The following is a 24,266-nucleotide window of genomic DNA, read 5'->3' on the forward strand; positions in this document are numbered from 1 at the left end:
TTCTTATTTGGTTCGTAGTGAGGACTTCAGTCCTTAAAAAACTTTCTTATTTGGTTCGTAGTGAGGACTTCAGTCCTTAAAAAACTTTCTTATTTGGTTCGTAGTGAGGACTTCAGTCCTTAAAAAAACTTTCTTATTTGGTTCGTAGTGAGGACTTCAGTCCTCAATTTTTGAAGAAATGAGGACTAAAGTCCTTACTACGAACCTTAGGACTAAAGTCCTTATTACGAACCGGAGGACTAAAGTCCTTACTACGAACCTTAGGACTAAAGTCCTTACTACGAACCTTAGGACTAAAGTCCTTACTACGAACCGGAGGACTAAAGTCCTTACTACGAACCAGAGGACTAAAGTCCTTACTACGAACCGGAGGACTAAAGTCCTTACTACGAACGGGGGATGAGGGATAAATTAGGGATTAAAAATATGCAAGCAGACAAGATGCGACAGCGCGAACAAAGAACCGGATGGATATTAGTAGCACCAGCATTAATAATTCTGCTGCTAGTATTTGCTTACCCAATCTTGCGCGCGTTTTGGCTGAGTTTATTCACCCAAAATCTTGGAACTGAATTAAAACTGGTTTTTTCCGGCTTTGCTAACTACAGTCGAATGTTAGGCGACGGGCGTTTCTGGCAAACTTTAAGCAACACCACAGTCTTTACTGTCGCCTCTGTTGTACTGGAATTAATTCTCGGCATGGGCATTGCTTTAGTCTTAAATCAATCTTTCACGGGGCGCGGCATTGTGCGGACAATTTCCCTGCTACCTTGGGCGCTGCCGACTGCATTGATGGGTGTAGCTTGGGCGTGGATTTTTAACGACCAATACGGCGTAATTAACGACATTTTACTGCGCTTGGGATTGATTCAAAAGAGCATTAGCTGGTTGGGAGATCCGACTTTGGCAATGATGGCAGTGATTGCAGCCGATATTTGGAAAACTACGCCCTTTGTCAGCTTGCTTTTGTTAGCAGGACTGCAATCGATTTCCGGTGATTTGTATGAAGCCCACGCCATTGACGGCGCGAGTAGTTGGCAGAGTTTCCGTCAAATTACTCTGCCGCTGCTGATGCCCCAAATTGTAATTGCTTTGCTGTTTCGATTTGCCCAAGCATTCGGCATTTTTGACTTGATTCAGGTGATGACGGGAGGGGGGCCGGCTGGAGCGACGGAGACGGTTTCTATCTACATTTACAGCACGGTGATGAGGTATTTAGACTTTGGGTACGGGGCCGCTTTGGTGGTGTGTACTTTTTTGCTGTTAGTGGCCGCAGTTGCGATCGCCAGTTACCTGTTATCGAGAGCCCGCGTCAATGCAGCCGGAGGAAATTAAATTATGTCGATCGCCCGCGAACAACCTACCACAAAAAAAACCTTTGAGATCCGGCAATTAATCTTGCCCCTATCAGCGATATTAATTGTCGCATATTTCCTCGCACCCATCGTGTGGCAGGTGCTGACTTCCTTCAAAGTAAACGCCGATATCTCAGCAATTCCCAACGTCTACATTCCCACACGGATTACCTTCGATCATTACCTGTCCTTATTCCAGCGCCGCCCCTTTGCACTTTACATTTTAAATAGCGCTTTTGTTTCCATTACTTCAACACTGCTGTGTTTAGCAGTAGGTGCTCCCGCAGCTTACGCATTGGCGAGGTTGCGGCTGTGGGGCGAGAGAATTATTCTGGCAACTGTGACAATTGTGACGCTATTTCCAGCAGTGTTGCTATTTTTAGGACTCCTGGAAATTGTCAAAGCTTTGGATTTAGGAAATAATTATTTAGCCTTAATTATTCCATACACAGCCATCAATCTACCGCTGACGATTTTGGTAATGCGGAGTTTCTTTCAACAACTGCCAAAAGATTTAGAAGATGCGGCTAAAGTTGACGGATACAACACCTTTCAAATGCTGTGGCAAATCGTGCTACCGATGACATTTCCCGCCTTAGTCACAACCGGAATTCTGACATTTATTTCAGCTTGGAACGAGTTTATTTTCGCACTGACATTTATGACCCGCGAATCTCTCAAAACAATTCCCGTCGCCACCGCTCAACTCAGCGGTGCATCAGTCTTTGAGATTCCCTACGGCCCGATCGCAGCAGCAACAGTTTTAGGAACCTTACCCTTAGTTTTGCTAGTTTTAGTGTTCCAGCGGCGCATAGTTCAGGGTTTAACAGCCGGGGCAGTAAAAGGATAAACTTCAACCTTAAATAATCCTAGCATCTTAAACTCTTCCTCTTCCCTTCTTTTCTCTTCCTTCGCGCCCTAGCGCTTACGCGCGGCTTCGCCTAACGCGCCTTCGCGGTTCGTAACTCTTTCTTATAAAAATCATGGCAAAACTACAACTAAAAAACCTCAATAAAACCTACAGCCCCAAAGTTGTACCCGTAAAAGACATTAGCTTAGATGTCAGCGAGGGCGAATTTCTGACCTTGCTGGGGCCCTCCGGGTGTGGCAAATCTACCACGCTGCGGTTGATTGCAGGGTTGGAACAGCCCACTAGAGGCGAGATTAGAATTGGCGATCGCAATGTGACAAATCTCAGACCGGGCGATCGGGATATTGCAATGGTGTTTCAAAGTTACGCGCTGTATCCGCACATGACAGTGTACGACAATATGGCATCCAGCCTCAAACTCCGCAAAATCTCCGACAGCGAAATCAACCGCTTAGTGACAGAAGTTGCAGCATCCCTCGGATTGACCGAATTAGTCGATCGCAAACCGGGTAAACTATCAGGCGGACAGCGACAGCGAGTAGCCCTCGGACGCGCCTTAGTGCGCCAACCAGCAGTATTTTTGCTCGACGAACCTTTAAGCAATCTCGACGCCTTATTGCGAGAAAAAGTGAGGGCAGAACTCAAACAATTGTTTTCATCCCAAAAAGCCCCTGTAGTATACGTTACCCACGACCAAACCGAAGCAATGACGCTTTCTACAAAAGTCGCAGTTCTCAACAGCGGCAGCATCCAACAATTAGACCCGCCACACTTGATTTATAACCGTCCGGCAAATCAGTTTGTAGCGGGTTTTGTAGGCAGCCCGCAAATGAATTTGCTAGTGCTTAAATGCCAGGGAAATTTTGCGATGTTGGGCGATTCTGGAGTTCCGCTACCAAATCTGCCGACAGTCCCACCAGAGATTGTCTTGGGAATTCGCCCGGAACACCTCAGCTTTGCAGATGTAGAGGCCAGGAAGAAGCCCGATCCAGAGGCAATTAAAGGTGAGGTTTATTTAGCAGAAAACTTGGGAATGCAAAATTTAGTTAGCGTCCGAGTTAAGGGTTTGGAGTCAGTAACGGTGCGCGCTTTGCTCCCAAATGACCGTCAGTGGAGTTCCGAAATTGTCGAGCTGGTTTTTCCACCTCAATTGCTGCACTGGTTTGATGTCAAAACTGGCGATCGCTTGAAATGAAAATTTGGCCTTTATAACACGATCGATTGAAAATTGTCTAACCTTGTGCTGAAAAATACTATTGCTGCTTTTAACTAAGTTATGACTTTAGTAAGAGGTAGAAGTATTTTGCTGCTGCTAAGGTGATATTTGTGTTTGAAAAAGCTAATTGACTCACACATGGGTTGGGTGTTTAACAGATTTTATCGCTCCCCTAGAACTCTATGGATGTGGCTAATTGCGATTCAAAGCTAAGTTCGGCTTTAGCTAGCGTTAGCTGCTCATTTTGGAGCGAGTCAATTAGATGAAAAAATGCGGAAAATTATCACCAATTAACTTACGGAGTATGACGGAAATGAATTTAATTTCTACAGCTATCGGTCGCATCAGTTCATTGCTTAAGGGCTTTCAAATCAAGAGTTTTTTGAGTGTTGTCCTAGTCGGTTTTCTACTGCTGACATCCAATGTTGATGGGGGACGCAGCAACAAAGCTTATGGCAGTCAGTACGGTTCAAACGCGGAGCTAAACAATCCCGAAAGACCCCAAACAACTCGCGAATGGAGACAAGAAGCTCGCGAAACATCTGACGCTCCGGGCGAACGAATTCAGAAGATCGGACAAGAAGCGGGAGCAGCCGTCAAAGAATTCGGGGAGATGTACAAAGACACTGCTAACAGAAGTATGGCTGAATTGAAGAATAATAGAGCAGACACCACTAATTAGGCGATCGCAAATAAACTACGCAGGCGATCGCAAATCAACTACGGCTGACGCTCTTATCCTCTTAGAAACCGGGTCTTTTACCGTTGTTCAGGGTGCTAACAAAAGATTTTGATTAAAAACCCGGTTCCTGACCACCTGTGGGTCTAAGACTGAATAAACTAAGGCTGACGCTCAAAAACCCAGTTTCTCACGAGAAATTGGGTTTTTGAGTTGGCAACATTTTATGTTAAATTAAATCACGAACGGTAGCATAGGTATTGTCGGTATTGTGCGATCGCTCGGGCGGTGCCTCAGTACCAACAGTCTCAAAGTCGGTAGTTAAAGAGCGATCGCTCTCGCGCACCCTACTACTTGTTTATTTGTGACGATAATCACATGAAGAACAAACATCTTAACAGTCTTTGCTTGGCAGGCCTGCTGTTGCTCGTGCCGATTTGTCCGGGGACAATTGCCCGCGCTCAAATTTCCGAAACTTCCGATACTAATGTCAGTCCAAAAACCTTCCTCAAAGATGAACTGTATTTTGGCTTAACTAAACCCGGAGGCGAGACAATTTCTGAGTCAGAATGGCAGGAGTTTGTCAAGGAAGTTATTACCCCTCGTTTTCGGGAAGGGCTAACTGTATTAGACGGTTCCGGGCAGTTTCTCAACCGGGACGGGATATTGATTCGAGAAAACTCTAAAATAGTTATTTTGATTTATGAAACTAGCCAGGAAAAAAATCGATCTATTGAGGAAATTATCGAAAATTACAAGCGCAGGTTTCAGCAGGAGTCAGTGTTGCGGACAACCAGCGCAGTTAAGGTTTCTTTCTGATTCGCTCATCCAATCAGCGTATTTATGATATTATCACAGATGGGTCTAAAACCCCGTCCTTATAGGACGGCTTGGTAAGTAAAACTATAAACCTTAAACCCTCTTTCCTAAAGAAATGTAAAAAGTACAAACACGCAAGCCTTTCACTATATACTAATAACAGCTCAAGAAAAGGAGGAGTTAAAATTGTTGAGTAACTATGTATACAAGTTGCGTCCAAATCAAACACAAGACTTAAAAATGTCTAATTGGGTGGATATGTTGCGAAGCCATTTCAACTGGTGTCTTAATGACAGGATAACTCAGTATAGCCAACATTTCATTCAAGGCAACTATTGCGACATTAGGAGCAAAAGTGAATCCTGTCCGTTGACCAGTTGTGTCAGTAAAAACGGTGCCACTGGGGAACCTTGGAAAATAGGCAAAACAGATAAAAAGGGGAAAGTTAAAAACCCTCGGCGCAACCCAGGCGAGATTCAAATCACAGCGTTGCCCCAATTGAAAGCAGCTAGACCCTGGTTTGCCGGGATAGATTCGACAGTTCTACAACAGAACGTCAAACGGTTAGACACTGCCTATAATAATTTTTTTGACGGACGCGGCTTTCCTAAATTCAAGAATCGCAACAATTTCACTTCCTTCACATTTGTGATGGGGGTAAAAATACAAGGTAGTAAAATTTACTTGCCAAAGTTAGGTTGGATGCGTTTCCACAACTCGCGCCCAATTCCTGGTGGCTTTACCATTAAAGCTTGTGCGGTAAGAAAGCGACAGAATGGGTGGTATGTATCCGTCCGCATTGAGGACAAGTCTGTCCCCGATTACACGACAAAACCTCTCAAAGATGTCGTCAAGGTAATTGGTTGCGATATGGGAATTACAAAATTAGTCCATCTATCAGATGGAACTCAAATTAAAAATCCCAAGTTTTCAGCCACTAAAAAAGCTAAACGCACACTGAGAATTAGACAGAGACAAGTCAGTCGAAAAGCAAAAGGGAGTAATAACCGCAAAAAAGCAGCTAAAAAACTAGGGCTTTTCCACCAAAGAATTAGCAATAAGCGCCAAGCTTACCAATGGAAGGTTGCCAATAAAATAGTGTCACGTAACGTTGACGCGATTGCTCTAGAGGAATTGAATATTTCCGGCATGATGCGCCGATGTCGAGTGAAGGTGGACGAAAAAACAGGTAGATTTCTGAAAAATGGGCAATCAAGGAAGAGAGGTTTAAACCGTTCTATTTCTGATGCAGGCTGGGGCGAGTTAATACTGAAGATTGAGTATCTGGCTGCAAAGCAAGGAAAAATCTTAATCAAGGTTAATCCCAAATACTCTAGTCAAGAATGTCGGAATTGCGGTCACATCGACAAGTCTAATAGAGATGGCGAAAAGTTCATTTGCACTGAATGTGGCTACCACGAACACGCTGATATAGGTGCAGCAAAAACTATTCGCGATCGAGCTTTACATTTGGTACGCGGGGACTCCGCGAAACCTGGCGTTCGCGCCTAAACGCCCAGAAGATATCCTCGCGCTCGATTGAGCAAACGTGAGGAGTCTGGGAACCCTGGAAACAGGGAAATTGAGGTAGAAATTCCTCAAGAATCCTCGCACCTTCAGGTCGAGGAGTGTCAAGATATTATTCGTAGTAATCAAGGTCACACCCTCAGAGATAAGTAGGGTGCGGGTGCATTCAACAGTTGACAGTTGACAGTTGAGGAGCGACCTCTACCTAGAAGGAAGAGGATTGGAATAATGAATAGTCTGATTTTAATTTGTCCCTCAAAGACTTGGGGCTTTCAACCAATTCTTTCTGCTAAAAATTAGAATTTGTGAGTATCGATCGCACATTTCAAAAAGTCGCCAGAAAACCAGCCCGGGAGAAAACAAAAATATGACGAACGATGGCAGCCCAAAATCCTCAGTGCCGAATAATGACGATATACAAAAAGATTTGGACGGTATTGGGAAAGCTTTGATTGTGAGCGTTGCTTGGTCTTACGCAGAGGCATTGGAGCGAACAAAACGAGAGCAAAAAGAACAGAAAGCTAAGCGGGAATCTCAATCAGAATCTCAACCAGAATCTCAACCAGAATCTTAAACATCCGCCGCTGCCCAAACAGCGCGATTGCTTTCATCTAAAAAAAAGCGAGTGTTCGCGCACCGGCCAACCATAACAAAGATCGCGATCGCGATCGAACACATTGGAATCGACTGTTTCGGCAGATTCCCGAAATTGTAGCGGTTTGTATGCCATATTACGTAAATATATTTTATTTTCCCAAAATGGATTTAAATTAAACAAAGTACGGTTTTATGGCTACAGTGTACAAAAGAAACAACCAATTTTGAGATCGGTCTCATGTCTAATTTAAAAATGATTGGCAAAGCGATCGCAGGTGGCATTTGCTTCGGCATCCTCGCCAGCAGCTTCAACGGCGCGCAAGGCCCAGCATCCGCAGCATCACCAACAATTGCCGAAGCAGCAGCCCCCGCCGCTAGCAATATCGACAAGCAACTTCTAGGTCAATGGCAAGGTACAATCCCCTCCGGTCAGTCTTTCACCTTCGTCTTTGCCCCAGAAGGCAAATTGTTCATGATGGGTAAATGCCCCGACGGAGCTCCCTGCGCCAAAGAAACAAGGTATAAAGTTAATCTCGCTGCAACACCGATGCACCTGGATGTCAGCCTCAACAAGAGCGAAACCGTTGAGACTATTTTTGAGTTAACCCCCGAAGGTCAAATGCGCCTTCAGGTGGAAGGCACAAATCCTGGACTGCCAAGACCGAATTCCTTAAACGACCAAGCAACCGTGTTTAAAAAGGTCTCCGAGACCACTGCACTGCCTGCTGGCACTCAAGTCATCGGTTATTGAAGAAAATTCTTCTCAGGCATTCGGCAGTTAAGTAGTTCTGGGTTTTGAGTTTTGGGTGTTATAGGCAGTTTTCAATTCTATGAAATATAGTAGGGACACGGCAGTGCAGTGTCCCTAACCGAGCATCTGTAATTCGGTAAGGATGAAAATCGCCATCAGTTAAAGAATTTTAAATTTCAAACTGAAAATGTGGGACTTTCCTTATGCCTTGAGGCTGAGATATGTCAAAATCCACTTAATCTCCTTTTAACTTTTGCCATAGACTTCCATGAGTGAAACCGTCCTAGAAGTTCGCAACCTGCGGGTTGAATTTCAATCTGCGGATGCAGGCAATGCGTCCGCAACAGTCAAAGCTGTTGACGGCATTTCCTTTGAGGTGAAGCGAGGGCAAACTCTGGGAATTGTCGGAGAGTCGGGTTCGGGAAAATCGGTAACATCCCTCGCTGTTATGGGTTTGCTGTCAAGTTCGTTAACGAAAATCCAGGGCGAAATTTGGTTTTCTCCGGCAGCAGACGGCGCTAGCAAGCAGCCTGTGAATCTGCTGGAAATGCCCGATCGGGAAAAACAAACCTACCGGGGCAGCCAGATTGCGACGATTTTTCAAGAGCCGATGAGTTCGCTAAATCCCGTTTTTACGATCGGATTTCAACTCACAGAAGCCATTTGTCTCCACCAAAAGATATCCCAGACAGCAGCGCGGCGCAAAGCTGCTTCGCTATTGCAAGAGGTGAAGCTGCTACCGGCGGATGAGGAACTGCGGCAGCGCTGTTTGGCTTTGCGGCAAGAAGCAGGTGCCCAGGACGATCGCGATTTCATGCAGCTCGTCAACGGCCAAAAACAAGCTATGCTCGATCGCTATCCCCACGAACTCTCCGGCGGCCAAATCCAGCGCGTGATGATTGCGATGGCCATTTCTTGCAATCCCACTTTATTAATTGCTGACGAACCGACAACGGCCTTAGACGTAACCGTGCAAGCCACAATCTTAGCTTTGCTGCGCGAGTTGCGGGACTCTAGAGGCATGGCAATGATTTTTATTACCCACGATTTAGGCGTCATTGCTGAAATTGCCGATACGGTGGCGGTGATGTACCGAGGTAAAATTGTTGAATGCGGTGCGATCGAGCAAATTTTCAGCAATCCCCAACATCCTTACACAAAAGGTCTCTTAGCTTGCCGCCCAACTCTCGAACGCCAAATGCGCCGCTTACCGACAGTTTCCGATTTTATGGAAGTCACCACAAATGCTAGCGGCGAATTGGTAATTGTCGAGAAAAATGTCGATTTAGACGGCGACAGCAGCGGCGGACTTTCCACCTTCCCCACCGGAAAACCCCCTCGTCTGCCACATATTGGCGAGCCTTTGCTAGCTGTTAATAACTTGCGAGTCGGTTTTCCGGTGCAAGGAATGTTTGGCGAAACTAAACGCTTGTTTATGGCAGTCAACGATATTTCTTTTGAGGTTTATCCGGGCGAGACTTTGGGTTTAGTCGGCGAATCTGGCTGCGGTAAATCAACTTTAGCGAGAGCATTGCTGCAATTAATTCCGATATCCAGCGGTAAAGTGTTTTTTGAAGGCCAAGAAATTACCCCTCCTGCCAAAAGTAGTTCCCGAGGGCAGTGGATGGCTAATTATCGGCTCAAAAAAGAGTACGATCGCCAATTGCGAAGGCTGAGGCGCGATTTGCAAATTATCTTTCAAGACCCTTATAGTTCTCTCGATCCGCGCTTGAGTGTTGGGGAGGCTGTGATGGAACCGATGGTGATTCACAGCTTTGGCAAAAACCAGAAAGAACAGCGCGATCGCGCGGCTTATTTGTTGGATAGAGTGGGTTTAAATCCCGATTTTATGCGGCGCTACCCCCACGAATTTTCCGGGGGACAGCGGCAGCGAATTTGTATTGCCAGAGCTTTGGCTTTGAATCCTAAGTTTATTATTTGCGATGAATCGGTTTCTGCATTGGATGTATCGGTGCAGGCGCAAGTTTTAAATTTGCTCAAGGAGTTGCAAACAGAGTTTGGACTGACTTATATTTTTATTTCTCACGATTTGAGCGTAGTCAAGTTTATGAGCGATCGCGCGATCGTCATGAACAAAGGTAAAATCGAGGAAATTGGCACAGCCGAGCGTATTTACCGCCAACCGCAGCAAGCTTACACGCGGCAACTGATAGCTGCTATTCCTGCGGGGAATTTAGATCGAATTCGGCAACAGCAGTTAGGTCGCCAATCTGCTTTGTCTGCTGCGAATGCGCCCCTCTCGCCTGGGGATGAATCGCAACAAATTTGATATTATTTAGCTAGCTAAATTAACCCCGAGCCTTTGGCAGCATCGGACTAAATTCCTCATCCAACCAATTTGATTGTGGTGGTTTGATGGGATACAATTCTAACCAAATCCCAGAATTCAGGCTACATATAAATTGTGCCAAGGATCTGTATGGCAACGGAATTGCCCTCTCCAGCGCGGGGTTGTGGGAATTTTAATAATTAATATCAGATTGATGATTGTAGCAAGAGTTTTGTGAAATTGTATTAAATAGTTGAATTTTTCCTAATCACAATTCAACACTTCCGATCGATTCGGGCCCTTCGACTTGCTTCGGCTCCCCTCGGCTCCGCTACTTCGGCTACGCGGTTATCGAGCTCTCGTCGAGATACACCACAAGTCGGAGCAAGACGCCGTTGTCGAGATCTTGTGGAGATACAGCACAAGTCGCGAGCAGCCAAGATTCCAAATTCCCAATTACCCAGGAACAGAGGAATTTAACTAACAACTGCTACCAACATTTTTTATTGTATTTTCATAAATCAACAGTCGATCTTCATTTTAACTTCAGAATTAATAAGTAGTATCAAATTTGGTTGAATTTGACGGAGAGTCCGGGTTTTTTAACCAGCAGTCAGGGAGTTCGCCGCAGTATTTTAGTACATCAAATCCGGTCATAACTTACGCAAAAAGTGGTTTGACACGATACTCTTACGCGGTAATCTGCTTCAGGCTCACTCTAGATAATTAAATTTTGCGTCCTGGACTAGCTAGATTAGGCCAAATGTCCAATGACTAACAGCAATATCTGGTTCATTATTAAAGAGAAACCCTTTATGCCCTTCCAAAAAATGATAAAAGCCGCACCGCAGCTAAAAAAATATTACTCGCTAATTCCGTAAATACACTTAATTTTATGGTTGTGTTGCAGGGATTAAGGAAAAATTTCAAATACTTGATTTCCCAATAGTTAGGAAAACTTACAGTATTTTAACATCTTTAGAGTTGTTTTTAAGTCTTAACTCATCAAAAATTAAACTTATTCAAAAAAATGAAAGATCTAGTTCATATAGAAGAATCACAAAACACTAAATTGTTTAAATTCCTGCAACTATTATTGATAAAATTAACGGCAGCAGTCACCAGCAGACAGAAGGCAGAATGCAGTATGCAGTATGAAAAAACAATCAGCCTCGCGACGATCGCCTCAGGGAGTGTATTCTCAGTTGCGAGCGTGGTGCTGCTTGTATTAAACGGGTTGCTGGTAGCCGGGAGCGGTGATAATTTGTGCAATAGCCAACTCGCCCTGGGATGTTTGGCCGTAGCCAATATTGTCATGTTGGTGGTGTCCGCGCGATCGCACGTCTCTGCTGTCGCAGCCTACAACTATCGCCAATCCAGCAAGTTCAACCAGGGCGATCGATTTTTTAGCCTGTCGCCAGATATGCTCTGCGTCGTTGGTTTTGACGGTTATATCAAGCACATCAACCCAGCAGCCGAAAAAATCCTCGGCTATTCTTCAGCCGAAATGGTGGGCAAACTCTTTATTGAATTCGTGCATCCAGACGATCGCGAAACTACTCTCAAAGAAGCTTCAAGGATTGCTGCGGGGAATAATAGCATTGGGTTTGAAAACCGCTGGCGGTGTCGCGAAGGGTATTACAAGTGGATAGCCTGGACTGCTAGCACTTTCAGTGAAGAAGAATTGATGTATGGTTTTGGTCGCGACGTTACCGATCGCAAGCTCGTGCAAGAGTCACTCCAGCACAGCAATTCAATCTTGCGTTCCGTGATTGAAAGCACGCCGGATGTCATTTTTGTCAAGGATATTCAAGGCCGCTACGCGATCGTAAATTCTGCCGTAGCTCAATTTCTTGAAAAATCGATCGAGGCAATTATAGGCAAAGACGATACAGAATTATTTCCTGCTGAAACAGCTCAAAAAATTATAGAGTTAGACAACAGGATCGTGACAACGGGACAATATTTAAATTATGAAGAAACTATCCCAAAGGAAGGAGAAAAAAGGACGCTACTAACCACAAAATGCCCTTGGAAAGACGCAGAAGGAAATATTATCGGTTTGATTGGCGTATCTCGCGACATCACCGATCGCAAAGCAATAGAAGCAGCACTACAAGAGAGCAACATCCTCTTTGAAAATGTCATAGAAAGTACAGGCGATCGCATTTTTGTCAAAGATATTCAGGGCCGCTACCTATTGGTAAATTCTCAGACTGCTGGCATTATCGGCAAGCCAAAATCAGAAATTATTGGCAAAATTGATGCAGAATTATTTCCGCTGGAGATTGCAAATGTCCTGGCGGAAAATGACCGCCGGATCTGGCAATCTGGGATTGAGGAAACCATCGAAGAAGTAGTAAAAGATAGTGAGGGCAACATCTTGACATTTCTTGCTACCAAAAGCCCTTTGCGCGATCGCTCTGGAAACATCACGGGCGTGGTGGGAGTTGCTCGCGATATTAGCGATCGCAAACAGACAGAAGCCGCCCTGCGGCGAAGCGAAGAGCGGTTGCAGCTAGCTCTTTGGGGCTCCGACAGCGGAATGTGGGATTGGAATATAGTTACTGATGAAATGTATTGCAACCACGAGTACAGTGCTTTGTTGGGCTACGAACCAGAGGAACTACAAGCAAATGCAATCGGTTTGTCACAGCTAGTTTATCCCGACGATTTACTGGTACTGAACCAGAAATTAAATGCCTATTTGGAAAATTCAGAAAATGGCTATGCTGTTGAGCATAGAATGTTAGCTAAATCCGGCGAATTTAAATGGATTTTGGCGCGGGGGAAAGTCGTAGAAAGAGATGAAAATAATGCTCCGGTGAGAATGATTGGCACTATTTCTGATATTGGCGATCGCAAACAAGCCGAAAAAGCTCTCCAAGAAAGCGAGCAAAAATATCGGTGTTTAACTGAAGCCACCTCCCAAATTATTTGGGATACTACCGCCGCAGGCGAAGTTGTCGCCGAACAAACAGGATGGAGTGCATTTACGGGAGCGACTTACGACGAAATTAAAGGATGGGGGTGGCTCAATAACATCCATCCCGACGACAGAGAATATACTGCCAGGATGTGGTCTGAGGCACTTGCCGATCGCACCTTATTCGCAATAGAACACCGCTTGCTGCGGCACGACGGCGAGTACAGGTATATGAGCGTGCGCGGTATACCCGTATTGAATGCAGATGGCAGCGTTCGCGAGTGGGTAGGAGTACACGCTGACATAACCCCAGCCCGGCGCGCCGAGGCAGAAATGTGGCAGCAAAAAGAATTTCTGAGCAGCATCTACGACAGTGTGAACTACAGTATTTTCGTACTAGATGTCGGCGCAGACGGAGAATTTCGCTACGCCGGCTGGAATCGAGCAGCAGAGTTACTCGGTAACATCAGCAAGGAGGAAGGATGCGGCAAAACTCCAGAAGAACTTTTCCCAGCATCTACGGCAGCGTTTTTCCGGCAGAAATTAAGAGAATGCCTGCTAAAAAATAGCTCTCTTTCTTACGAAGAATCTGTTAGTCTTGAGACTCAAGAAGTCTGCTTTATCACAACTCTGACTCCGCTGCGAGATGAATTTGGGAAAATTTGTCGCATTGTGGGAAGTGCTACCGATATTACAGAACGCAAACAAGCCGAAGCACAATTGCGCGAACAAGAAGAATTTTTAAACAGCATCTATAACGGATCGAATCAAGTTATTTTCGTGGTAGATGTCGCCGCCGGAGAGTTCCGCTATGCAGGCTGGAATGCAGCTACAGAAGCATCCACAGGTATGTTGAGCGCTGATGTCAAAGGCAAAACTCCCGAAGAAGTGTTTCCCCCAGCAGTAGCAGCAGATTTTCGGCAAAGATACCTCGATTGTTTAGCCGCAGACAGCTCGATTTCTTACGAAAATAGCGCCGAATTGGCAGGTGTAGAAAATTGGTTTATCGTAACTCTGACGCCCCTGCACGATGCCTCTGGCAGCATCTACCGAATTATTGGTAATTCCACCGACATTACGGATCGAAAACTTGCAGAAGCAGCGCTGCAAGCTAGTCAGCATTTTGTTGAGCGCATTGCCGGTACCAGTCCGAATATTCTCTATGTTTACGACGAAATAGAGCAGCGAAATGTGTACGCCAACCGCGAAATCACCGACCTCCTCGGCTATACAGTTGCAGAAGTTCAAGAAATGGGCAGCAATCTGTTGCCGACAATTATCCACCCTGAAGATTTAGCTAAATTTCCCAGATATATCCAGCAAATAGAAAATGCTCCCGACGGCGAGGTGGTTGAGTACGAATATCGGGTGCTCGACAGACAAAATAGTTGGCGCTGGTTAGTCAGTCGCGATATTGTATTTAGCAGAACAGAGTCGGGCAAAATCCAGCAGCGTCTCGGTGTTGCTGCCGACGTTACAGATCGCAAATTCGCAGAACAAGCTTTAGCAGAACAATTGAAACTTTCTTCATTCACAGCAGATGTGGGAATAGCTCTGACTGAAAACCGCACTTTACCTGAAACTTTGCAAAACTGCACCGATGCAGTTGTGCGCCATTTGGATGCTGCGTTTGCTCGGATTTGGACGCTGAATGAAGAGGGAAATGTCTTGGATCTGCAAGCAAGCGCGGGCCTCTATACTCACATTGACGGCGCTCACAGCCGCATTGCTGTCGGTGAATTCAAGATTGGCTTAATCGCCCGGGATCGACAACCTCACCTCACTAATTCTGTGCAAGAAGATGCCCGAGTCAGCGACAAAGAATGGGCGAAACGAGAAGGAATGGTGGCTTTTGCTGGATATCCGTTGATTGTTGACAATCAGTTGGTGGGAGTAATCGCCATGTTTTCTCGCCAGGAGTTAACGGAATCTACGCTGATTTCTTTTGCCTCAGTTGCCGATTCGATCGCCCTGGGAATCAAGCGCAAACAAATAGAAATTGCTCTCGCGGCTCAAAAGCAAACTTTGAGGGGAATTATTGACAATGCTCCCATCTGGGTGTGGATGGCAAATGCTAGCGGGCGGATGTTATTAGCCAACAAAACTTTCTGCGAAGATGTAGCTATTCCCGAAGAGCTGTTCTTAGCAGCCTCTCACTATTCCGAAGTTTTTGGATTAGAAGCATCTGCTAACTGCATGGTATCAGATGCACAAGCCTGGAGCCAAGATACTCCCTGTTATTCTGAAGAATTGCTCCAGTTGGTTGACGGTGAATACCACCAGTTGGAGATAATTAAAACTCAGGTCAAAGATGATTGCGGTAATGCGATCGGCTTGATCGGTTTGGGTTTGGACGTAACGAAACAAAAAGAAGCTCAAAGACAGTTGCAAGAGTCGGAAGCGAGATTCCGCAAATTAGCAGAGCAGGAAGCGCTGCTCAACCAACTAGCTAGCAACATCCGCGAATCTCTGGATTTAGACACTATTTTGGCCACCACTGTGCAGCAAATACGTGAATTGCTGCTGCTCGAACGGTGCATATTTATCTGGTATACAACCAACGAAACATCAGCATTTTGGAATGTAGAATACGAGGCAAAAAATGATGAACTACCTTCCTTGCTGGGTGTATTTCCGGCTAACATAACTGGTTCTCAAGCCGAGCGAATTGCAAATATTGAAATAATTCGGGTGGATGATTTTAAAAATGTTACCGATCCAGTAGAGCGGAATTTTTTCATGTCTATAGGATTACAGTCTCTGCTGGAGATTCCCATTCAGACATCTTCAGGTAAAATAGGGGTAATTTGCTGTAGCGCTTCTAGCAGCATCCGGTGTTGGAGCGATGAGGAAGTGGAAGTGTTAGTGGCTGTGGGCAATCAATTGGCGATCGCCATTAATCAAGCCGAACTTTACGAAACATCTCGCCTCGTCGCCGCCGAAGCCAAAGCAGCAGCCATGAAGCAAAAATTGCTCAACCAGTTAGGCAGTCAAATCCGCGCTTCTCTCGATTTAGATACTATATTGGCAACGACTGTACACCAAATTCGCGACTTGCTGCAACTCGATCGCTGCTTGTTTATTTGGTATCTATCCGATGCCGAGATACCAGCTTGGGATGTCGTCCACGAAGCTAAAAATGATGACTTGGTCTCGCTTGTGGGTTATTATCCTGCTAACCTAACGGGGACTCTGCTACAAAAAATAGCCAAATCGGAAATCTGCCAGATAGATGATGTTTCAATTTGGAGCGATCCCATAGAAAGAGAGTTCTTTTTGCAGCTGGGTTACAAATCTATGTTGGATTTGCCAGTCAATAGTGCAGGGGGTTTAATTGGTGTTGTGGGCTGCGTGGCTTGCCGCGAGACGCGCAGGTGGACACAAGACGAAGTGGATTTGCTATCGGCAATTTGCGATCAATTGTCGATCGCCATCAGCCAATCCGAACTCTACACGCAAAGCGTCGATTCAGCCCGAATGGCGCGAGAACAAACTGCCCAACTAGAAGCAACTCTGTGCGAACTTAAGCTTGCTCAAACCCAGCTCGTGCAAGCAGAAAAAATGTCGAGTCTAGGTCAGATGGTAGCAGGAATTGCCCACGAAATCAATAACCCAGTCAGCTTTATTTTCGGCAATCTTACCTACACAGAAGAATACACCACAAACCTGATGAAAATGCTGCAAATGTATCGAGATGAATACCCAGAACCACCTCAAGCTATTCAGGACGAAATAGACGTTTTAGAACTAGATTTCTTGCTAGACGACTTGCCGAAAATGCTGTCTTCGATGCAGGTGGGAGCCACTCGCATCCGGGATATTGTGCGGAGTTTGCGAAATTTCTCTCGCCTCGATGAAGCTGAGATGAAAAAAGTTAACATTCATGAAGGCATCGACAGCACGTTAATGATTTTAGAACACCGTCTGAAAGTTCAGCCCGATCGCCCAGCAATTCAAGTCGTTAAAGAATACGGACAATTGCCGCTGGTAGAGTGTTACGCCGGACAATTGAATCAGGTGTTTATGAATATTATAGCCAATGCAATTGACGCTTTACAAGAACCGCTTCCAAATCCGGCAATTATCCGCATTCGTACAGACGTAGAAGGTAATTTCGCTGCGATTAGAATTGCTGATAACGGTGCAGGTATCACCGATAAAGTCAAGCAGCGGATATTTGACCCGTTCTATACTACAAAACCGATCGGTTCGGGTACGGGAATGGGCTTGGCGATTTCTCATTCTATTATTGTCGAAAAGCATAAAGGCGAAATCAAGTGTTTCTCTGTTGTGGGGAAAGGCACTGAATTTACGATCAAGATTCCGATTCAAAGAACAGAAAATTAAATAGGTTCTATAGGGTTAACTCTTAGGTACGTAGTTGCGCTTCAGCGCTCTTTCGGGTGCATCTGGCGCAAGGCGAATATATCCCTATGGGCTATAGCATGACCTCGGTGAATATGAGATGATAACTAATAACTTATATGCGGTCATGCTTCGCCCTCTTCCAAAACCAGATGCACCCGCTCTTTCATATGTATAAAAGCGCTGAAGCGCAACAACGTACCTTTATACAGTTGCGTAAATTCAGTTAATATGATATGAACAATCTAAAATCTGAAATCTGAAATCTGAAATCTGAAATGACATTACCTCCAGGCAATTTGGGTTTACCGCTAATTGGGGATACCCTCAACTTTTTACAAGATGCTCAATTCGCCAAAAAACGCCACCAACAGTACGGGCCAATTTTCAAAACCAGCATCTTCGGACAGCCTACCGTATTTGTGTCCGGCTCAGAGGCGAATTTGTTTGTTTTAAGCAATGAAAACCAGTATTTTGTTGTGAGTTGGCCTCCCAGCACGAAAGCGCTGTTAGGGCCGCTTTCCTTGTCGCTGCAAACGGGTTCCGACCACCAAAATCGGCGCAAGCTGCTGTACCAAGCGTTTCAACCGCGAGCTTTGGCTGGCTACATCGGCGGGATGGAAGATATCACGGGGCGCTATTTGCAAAGGTGGACACAAATGAGCGAGTTTGCGTGGTATCCCGAACTGAGGAATTATACTTTTGATGTTGCTTGCAAATTGCTAGTGGGGATTGATAATAGTTCGGAGAGTGAACTCGGTAATTATTTTAAAATTTGGTCTGACGGTTTATTTTCTGTTCCTTTAGATCTGCCTTGGACTCAGTTTGGAAAAGCCAAAAAGTGCCGCAAGTTGCTGTTAGCAGAACTGGAAAATATTATTCGCGCTCGACAGCAAGTAACTCCTAGCAAGAATGATGCTTTAGGTTTGCTGATTTGCGCTCGCGATGATGATGGCAATTCTCTGAGTTTGGAGGAGTTGAAAGATCAAGTGCTGCTGCTGTTGTTTACAGGACACTCGTCTCTAAGTTCTGCGATCGCCTCTTTTTGCCTTCTGCTGGCTCAAAACCCCGATGTGATGGCAAAAATTCGCGCCGAACAACAGCAGTTTTCGACCACTGAACCGCTAACTTTGGAACACCTCAAACAAATGACTTATTTAGAGCAGGTGCTGCGAGAAGTGCTGCGGTTGGTTCCGCCGTTGGCAGGCGGTTTTCGTCAGGTAATTAAGCCTTGCGAGTTGGGGGGCTACGAAATTCCTAAGGGTTGGATCGTGCTTTATGAAATTAATCAGACGCATCAAGATACCTCAGTTTATCCCGAACCCGATCGCTTTGACCCGGATCGATTCAGTTTGGAGCGATCGACAAATGCGAAACCTTTCAGTTACGTCCCCTTCGGCGGCGGTTTGCGGGAATGTTTGGGGAAAGAATTCGCGCGGCTGGAAATGAAACTGTTTGCGGCGAGGATGGTTCGAGAGTGCGAATGGGAGCTATTACCGGATCAAGATTTAAATTTAATCCTAGTACCGACTCCGCACCCGCGCGACGGTTTGCGAGTGAAGTTCCGGCGAAAAATTGCAGGTTCGTAGTGAGGACTTTAGTCCTTCTTCAGGTTCGTAGTGAGGACTTTAGTCCTTCTTCAGGTTCGTAGTGAGGACTTTAGTCCTTCTTCAGGTTCGTAGTGAGGACTTTAGTCCTTCTTCAGGTTCGTAGTGAGGACTTTAGTCCGCATCAACCAGAGGACTAAAGTCCTCACTACAAACTTTATGATGATTGTGCGATCGCCTACAATATTACAACTCCATCGGCCCCAAATACTTAGTCAAATAAGGCGAAAACACCTCATAAATCAGCGTCAGCGGCTTCCCGTGATGCCAAAACAAATAGTGTCGCCCCCAAAAAGGCCCCGACTGTTGAAAAGCCGACTCCAAGGCCACCGACTCACCGCAATAAATACCTTGCACATCGCGATACAACTCAGTTCGCAGGCGCGCTAAACTTGCCCAAATTGGCAAAGATTTATTTTCCAAATATTCATCTACGTGACTCGCTTCCCACCAAGAAGTCGCGTAGGCGAGGCGCTTTCCCGAAGCTGTACGCAGCCACACTTGACGGCGCAGGCGGGGCCCTGGAACCGCCACAATTTGTGCAGGCGCACCGTCTGCGCCTTCACCCACCAACGACATATCGATCACATCTACTTCTGTGGGTTCCCCTGTCAGCAGTTGCAGGTGACGGGTGGGGGAACCGTCGCCCAAAAGCAGTATTTGCCATGCCGGTGCTAGCTTGCTGTGGGGTAAACCCTTCTGTACTGCGTCTTGGGCTCCTTCCCACAGGGGGTTGAGAGCGTGCCAGGTTTGGCTGTTTTTGGGTGTAAATGTTGCAGTCAAGGGTCTTTACAAAACTTAATTTTTTGTTTATTATAGCGCTTCTGCAATTATGGAATCTAAAATCTAAAATTTACAATTAAGTGGGGATAGCCCAAAAATCGCCTTTCTCGTCCAGATGACCTATGGCTGCGATCGAGTTTGATAAGCTACTCGCCAGTTGTTTTACCAATTCCTAATTACCAATTACCAATTACCAATTACCAATTACCAATTACCAATTACTAATCTGTACCTCACTCACTTGAGAATTTATATATATAGCCTTTCTCAAAAAGATGAGGTATCATTGACAGCTTATATAACTCCTGGACTAAGAGGGCTAAAGCCCAACAACATACCCGATCTTTCTGATAACCGCTATATGTTACGAATAAGCGAAATCAAACTCCCCTTAGATCATCCTGAAGATGCGATCGCCAGCGCCATAGTCAAAAAGCTGCAAATTCCCCCCGAAGAATTGCTCAGCTACACCATCTTTAAGCGCAGCTACGATGCTCGCAAAAAAGCCGAAATAGTGCTTGTCTATATTGTGGATGTCGAGACAACACAGGAAAAGCAACTTCTCCAACGCTTCAAAAAAGACCCTCATGTCATGGTAACGCCAGACACGAGTTATCGCTATGTAGCCGAAGCCCCCAGCAATTTGACGATTCGGCCTATTGTGATCGGTACGGGGCCGTGCGGGATGTTTGCAGGGCTGATGCTGGCACAAATGGGGTTTCGCCCGATCCTTTTGGAACGCGGCAAAGCTGTGCGCGATCGCACCGCTGATACGTTTGGATTTTGGAAGAAAAAAACTGAATTCAACCCAGAATCTAACGCCCAGTTTGGCGAAGGCGGTGCGGGTACTTTTTCCGATGGCAAGCTCTACAGCCAAGTTAAAGATCCTCAGCATTACGGGCGCAAGGTGCTGACAGAACTTGTAAATGCGGGAGCTTCACCGGAAATTTTATATATTAATAAGCCGCATATTGGGACATTGAAACTGGTGGGAATTGTCCAAAAGATGCGGGCAAAAATTGAATCCTTAGGCGGAGAGATTCGGTTTCAAACTCGTGTGGAAGATATTCATATCGAAAATGGCAAAGTGCAGGGACTTACCACGGCGAGTGGAGAATATATTGCTAGTAATTATATAGTTCTGGCGGTAGGACACAGCGCCCGCGATACTTTTGAGATGTTATTCTCGCGCGGTGTTTACATTGAGGCTAAACCTTTTTCGATTGGTTTTCGGGTGGAACATCCCCAAAGTGCGATCGATCGCTGTCGTTTTGGCGATCGGGCGGGCCACAAGCTTTTGGGTGCCGCCGATTACAAACTGGTTCACCATTGTGCAAATGGTCGTTCTGTGTACAGTTTCTGTATGTGTCCCGGTGGTTTAGTAGTGGCGGCGGCGTCGGAACCGGGGCGACTTGTGACGAATGGGATGAGTCAATATTCTCGCAACGAACGCAATGCTAACAGCGGGATTGTGGTGGGTATCACGCCGGAAGATTATCCCGGTCATCCCTTGGCGGGAATTGAGTTTCAACGTCGCCTAGAAGAACGGGCATTTGAGTTAGGAGGTGGCACTTACAACGCTCCTGGGCAGCTTGTGGGAGATTTTTTGGCGAATCGCCCTTCGATCGCCCTAGGCACTGTGCAGCCTTCTTATACGCCCGGTGTTGTGATGACTGATTTGAGCGAAAGTTTGCCGGATTTTGCGATCGCAGCCATCCGCGAAGCACTTCCGGCTTTTGACAAACAAATTAAAGGATTTGCGATGGATGATGCGGTTTTGACTGGAGTGGAAACGCGCACTTCTTCACCAATTCGGATCAAGCGCAAAGACGATTATCAGAGTTTGAATACTGAAGGGCTTTATCCTGCGGGGGAAGGTGCGGGATATGCGGGTGGAATTCTGTCGGCGGGGATTGATGGAATTAAGGTTGCGGAGGCGGTTGCTTTGAGTATTTTGCAATCTTCTAATCACAAAGTTTGACCTGATTTCAAGGTATAGCGCTTCTCAGAAAGATTAGGTATGTTGTTGGGCTTCAGCCCTCTTAGTGGAACTAATTATATAAGTTGTAGGGTGCGTCGCCCTGAAAAATTTCTGAATAAAGCCCACAATCTCATAGCGACGCACCTGATTTCTTTCATCGCCCTAGTAATATTAAATCCGGCTTTTCCGGAATGATTTAACCGCAGAGAACACAGAGGACACAGAGAGAGAATACAGAGATGAATCATACTGTTTGTAGGGTGCGTCGCCTGGGATAAATCTCTGAATAAAAGCCCACAATCTACAGGGCGACGCACCTGATTTCTTTCATCGCCCGAGTAATATCAAATCCGGCTTTTCCGGAATGATTGAACCGCAGAGAACACAGAGGACACAGAGAGAGAATACAGAGATAGATCGTACTTTTTGTAGGGTGCGTCGCCCTGAAATTTTTCTGAATAAAGCCCACAATCTCATAGCGATGCACCTGATTTCTTTCATCGCCCGAGTAATATCAAATCCGGCTTTTCCGGAATGATTGAACCGCAGAGAACACAGAGGACACAGAGTCCGAGAATACAGAGATCGATCGTACTATCAACTGTCAACTGTCAACTATCAACTGTCAACTGTCAACTGTCAACTGTCAACTGTCAACTGTCAACTATCAACTGTCAACTGTCAACTGTCAACTGTCAACTGTCAACTGTCAACTGTCAACTGTCAAACAGCAGCTAAGCGGAAACGAATTTCCGTATCCGTATATTCTGGCGTCCAGCCGTCCGTAGTAGTAAAATAGCGCACAGCTTTAATTCTCCGGGGCGCTGTCAAATAAAACCAGTGTTCTGTATTCGCCGGTACGTTGATAAATTCTTCTGGCTGTACCGTAAGTTCAACTTGGCTGCCATCGGGCCGCACGAAGCCGAAAATGCCCTCGCCTGCTACGATGTAGCGCACTTCATCGTCGGCGTGGATGTGGCAGTTGTTGAATTTTGACAGCAGGGTGTCGAGGTTGGGAATGTCTGGATGCAGTACGATTAAGTCGCGGGATTGATAGCCTGCGGTTTCCTGGAGTTGTTGGAAGTAGCCGTCGAGGGCTTGCAAGACTTGCTCTTTTTCGGTGTCGCTAAGGGCATCTTTGGCTAATAAATTTTGAATTTCTGGATTTTCGCCCACGGGCCAGCGGTTGAGTTGAATGTTTAAGGGAGCGAGCTCGCGGGTAATGTCGCTCAGTTGAGTGTAGGTTGTACCGTTTTCGTGTCGCAGGATAGCCATTTTTGAACGTTCCAATTGTTGAGTGAGGCGATACAGAGGCACTTAGGAAGATTTTTGTCGATCGCGCCTGCTGCTGAAAAACCATTTTAACGCTAATTTGAACCGGCAAGATCCCTGTTCCACAAGAGATAATATTTATAAGTCAGGCGCCCGGTAGCAACCGCAGCGATCGGCATACTGATCTTACTCATGTAACTTTTACAACAACTATGCCTACTTATACAGGAATTTCTAGCGAAGCTTTTCAGCATCCCCTCGATCGCCAGGCCGAGGCCGCATTACGCAGCGTACCTGGATTTGACTTAATTGCCAGCAAATTTGTAGAGTTTGTCTACGAACGACCGCAGTTCGTTTACCTAATGGGAAATAGCATACAAGTCGGCCCGCGCCAATATGCCAGCATTTATCATATATTTCGGGAGTGCGTGCAGGATTTAGATATTTTTCCAGAACCGGGTTTGTTTGTGTCTCAGAATCCCGCTGTTAACAGCTATGCTCTCGGGAAAAATCAACCCTATATAGTCTTAAATACAGGTCTTTTAGATTTGTTGGATGAGTCAGAAATCAAGACTGTTCTGGCTCACGAGTTGGGACACATCAAATGCGGGCATCCAACTTTAAATCAAATGGCGATGTGGGCGATGAGCATCGCATCAACAATTGGCGAGATGACTTTTGGGCTGGGAAATATTGTCGGCAGCGGTTTGATTTTCGCTTTTTATGAGTGGCGGCGGAAGGCTGAATTATCTGCGGATCGGGCTGCTTTGTTGGTGACAGATGATTTGAACTGTGTGATGAAGACGATGATGAAACTTTCGGGAGTTAGCAGTAAATATGCAGATCAATGCAGTTTGCAAGAATTTATCCGTCAGTCTGACAACTATCAAGATCTCGATCGCGACAATCTCAACCAAGTGTATAAATTTTTACTTTACAACGGCGGCCAAGGCGTGATGCTGAGTCACCCTTTCCCGGTTGAACGTTTGCGCTATTTGCGAGATTGGGCGACTTCCGAGGAATACCGGCAAATTAAGCTGGGGAACTACAAGCGGGCTGTGGCTGAGGGTGCGGTTGATGTCAAGTCTCAGGCATCTAACAGCGAGACGGAGGCTTTGCGCCGTCAGATTGAGGAATTGCAGCGGGAGATCGATCGACAAAAATCTAAGCAAAAATAAGTTGAGGATGTGCCGCAAGTACCTTGCGGCTGTCATTAGCGCCTTCAAC

At 45.8% G+C, this 24,266-nt stretch carries 16 protein-coding genes; 13 read left to right on the forward strand and 3 right to left on the reverse strand.

Annotation, left to right across the window (positions count from 1 at the left end):
• Nucleotides 1–426 precede the first annotated feature (426 nt).
• The 7 genes from QZ938_RS07840 (at nucleotide 427) to QZ938_RS07870 (ending at nucleotide 7,041) form a co-directional block, all read left to right on the forward strand.
• Complete coding sequence (locus QZ938_RS07840; RefSeq protein ID WP_293149140.1) at nucleotides 427–1,335, forward strand: carbohydrate ABC transporter permease; 909 nt, start codon at nucleotides 427–429, stop codon at nucleotides 1,333–1,335.
• Between the two features lie 3 nt (nucleotides 1,336–1,338).
• Nucleotides 1,339–2,205, forward strand: a complete 867-nt coding sequence (locus tag QZ938_RS07845; protein ID WP_293149142.1) for a carbohydrate ABC transporter permease — start codon at nucleotides 1,339–1,341, stop codon at nucleotides 2,203–2,205.
• 133 nt (nucleotides 2,206–2,338) lie between these two features.
• Nucleotides 2,339–3,421, forward strand: coding sequence for an ABC transporter ATP-binding protein (locus QZ938_RS07850; protein ID WP_293350262.1), 1,083 nt, complete (start codon nucleotides 2,339–2,341; stop codon nucleotides 3,419–3,421).
• Nucleotides 3,422–3,755: 334 nt separating this feature from the next.
• The gene (locus QZ938_RS07855; RefSeq protein ID WP_293350259.1) at nucleotides 3,756–4,124 is read left to right on the forward strand and encodes a hypothetical protein; all 369 of its coding nucleotides are present in this window, start codon (nucleotides 3,756–3,758) and stop codon (nucleotides 4,122–4,124) included.
• Nucleotides 4,125–4,499: 375 nt separating this feature from the next.
• The gene (locus tag QZ938_RS07860; RefSeq protein WP_293350256.1) at nucleotides 4,500–4,940 is read left to right on the forward strand and encodes a DUF3574 domain-containing protein; all 441 of its coding nucleotides are present in this window, start codon (nucleotides 4,500–4,502) and stop codon (nucleotides 4,938–4,940) included.
• A 189-nt stretch (nucleotides 4,941–5,129) separates the two neighbouring features.
• On the forward strand, nucleotides 5,130–6,452 hold the full coding sequence (locus QZ938_RS07865; protein ID WP_293149149.1) for a transposase: 1,323 nt from the start codon (nucleotides 5,130–5,132) through the stop codon (nucleotides 6,450–6,452).
• Between the two features lie 382 nt (nucleotides 6,453–6,834).
• Nucleotides 6,835–7,041 (forward strand): hypothetical protein, encoded by a 207-nt coding sequence (locus tag QZ938_RS07870; protein ID WP_293149151.1) that lies wholly within the window; start codon nucleotides 6,835–6,837, stop codon nucleotides 7,039–7,041.
• 33 nt (nucleotides 7,042–7,074) lie between these two features.
• Here QZ938_RS07870 and QZ938_RS07875 read toward each other — a convergent pair whose 3' ends face one another.
• Nucleotides 7,075–7,197 (reverse strand): hypothetical protein, encoded by a 123-nt coding sequence (locus QZ938_RS07875; protein WP_293350250.1) that lies wholly within the window; start codon nucleotides 7,195–7,197, stop codon nucleotides 7,075–7,077.
• Nucleotides 7,198–7,302: 105 nt separating this feature from the next.
• Between QZ938_RS07875 and QZ938_RS07880 the strand changes: the two genes are divergently transcribed.
• The 4 genes from QZ938_RS07880 to QZ938_RS07895 all read left to right on the forward strand — a co-directional run bounded on the left by QZ938_RS07880 (nucleotide 7,303) and on the right by QZ938_RS07895 (nucleotide 18,985).
• Nucleotides 7,303–7,815: a hypothetical protein gene (locus QZ938_RS07880; protein ID WP_293350247.1), complete on the forward strand. Its 513-nt coding sequence runs from the start codon at nucleotides 7,303–7,305 to the stop codon at nucleotides 7,813–7,815.
• Between the two features lie 268 nt (nucleotides 7,816–8,083).
• Entirely contained in the window at nucleotides 8,084–10,105 is a 2,022-nt protein-coding gene (locus QZ938_RS07885) for an ABC transporter ATP-binding protein (RefSeq protein ID WP_293350244.1), read from the forward strand.
• Nucleotides 10,106–11,135: 1,030 nt separating this feature from the next.
• Complete coding sequence (locus QZ938_RS07890) at nucleotides 11,136–17,378, forward strand: PAS domain S-box protein (protein ID WP_293350241.1); 6,243 nt, start codon at nucleotides 11,136–11,138, stop codon at nucleotides 17,376–17,378.
• Between the two features lie 296 nt (nucleotides 17,379–17,674).
• Nucleotides 17,675–18,985, forward strand: a complete 1,311-nt coding sequence (locus QZ938_RS07895) for a cytochrome P450 (protein WP_293350238.1) — start codon at nucleotides 17,675–17,677, stop codon at nucleotides 18,983–18,985.
• A 204-nt stretch (nucleotides 18,986–19,189) separates the two neighbouring features.
• Here the strand turns inward: QZ938_RS07895 and QZ938_RS07900 are convergent, their stop codons facing one another.
• A complete protein-coding gene (locus QZ938_RS07900; RefSeq protein WP_293149164.1) occupies nucleotides 19,190–19,786 on the reverse strand; it encodes a chorismate lyase in 597 nt (198 codons plus the stop codon).
• Between the two features lie 361 nt (nucleotides 19,787–20,147).
• Between QZ938_RS07900 and QZ938_RS07905 the strand changes: the two genes are divergently transcribed.
• Nucleotides 20,148–21,767, forward strand: coding sequence for an NAD(P)/FAD-dependent oxidoreductase (locus QZ938_RS07905; RefSeq protein WP_293350235.1), 1,620 nt, complete (start codon nucleotides 20,148–20,150; stop codon nucleotides 21,765–21,767).
• A 723-nt stretch (nucleotides 21,768–22,490) separates the two neighbouring features.
• On the opposite strand, the gene QZ938_RS07910 is transcribed toward QZ938_RS07905, so the two are convergent.
• Complete coding sequence (locus QZ938_RS07910) at nucleotides 22,491–23,042, reverse strand: acireductone dioxygenase (RefSeq protein ID WP_293149222.1); 552 nt, start codon at nucleotides 23,040–23,042, stop codon at nucleotides 22,491–22,493.
• 209 nt (nucleotides 23,043–23,251) lie between these two features.
• Between QZ938_RS07910 and QZ938_RS07915 the strand changes: the two genes are divergently transcribed.
• The gene (locus QZ938_RS07915; RefSeq protein WP_293149168.1) at nucleotides 23,252–24,217 is read left to right on the forward strand and encodes a M48 family metallopeptidase; all 966 of its coding nucleotides are present in this window, start codon (nucleotides 23,252–23,254) and stop codon (nucleotides 24,215–24,217) included.
• Nucleotides 24,218–24,266 lie beyond the last annotated feature (49 nt).

Source organism: Microcoleus sp. CAWBG27 (genome assembly GCF_020883145.1).
Classification (GTDB): Bacteria; Cyanobacteriota; Cyanobacteriia; order Cyanobacteriales; family Microcoleaceae; genus Microcoleus.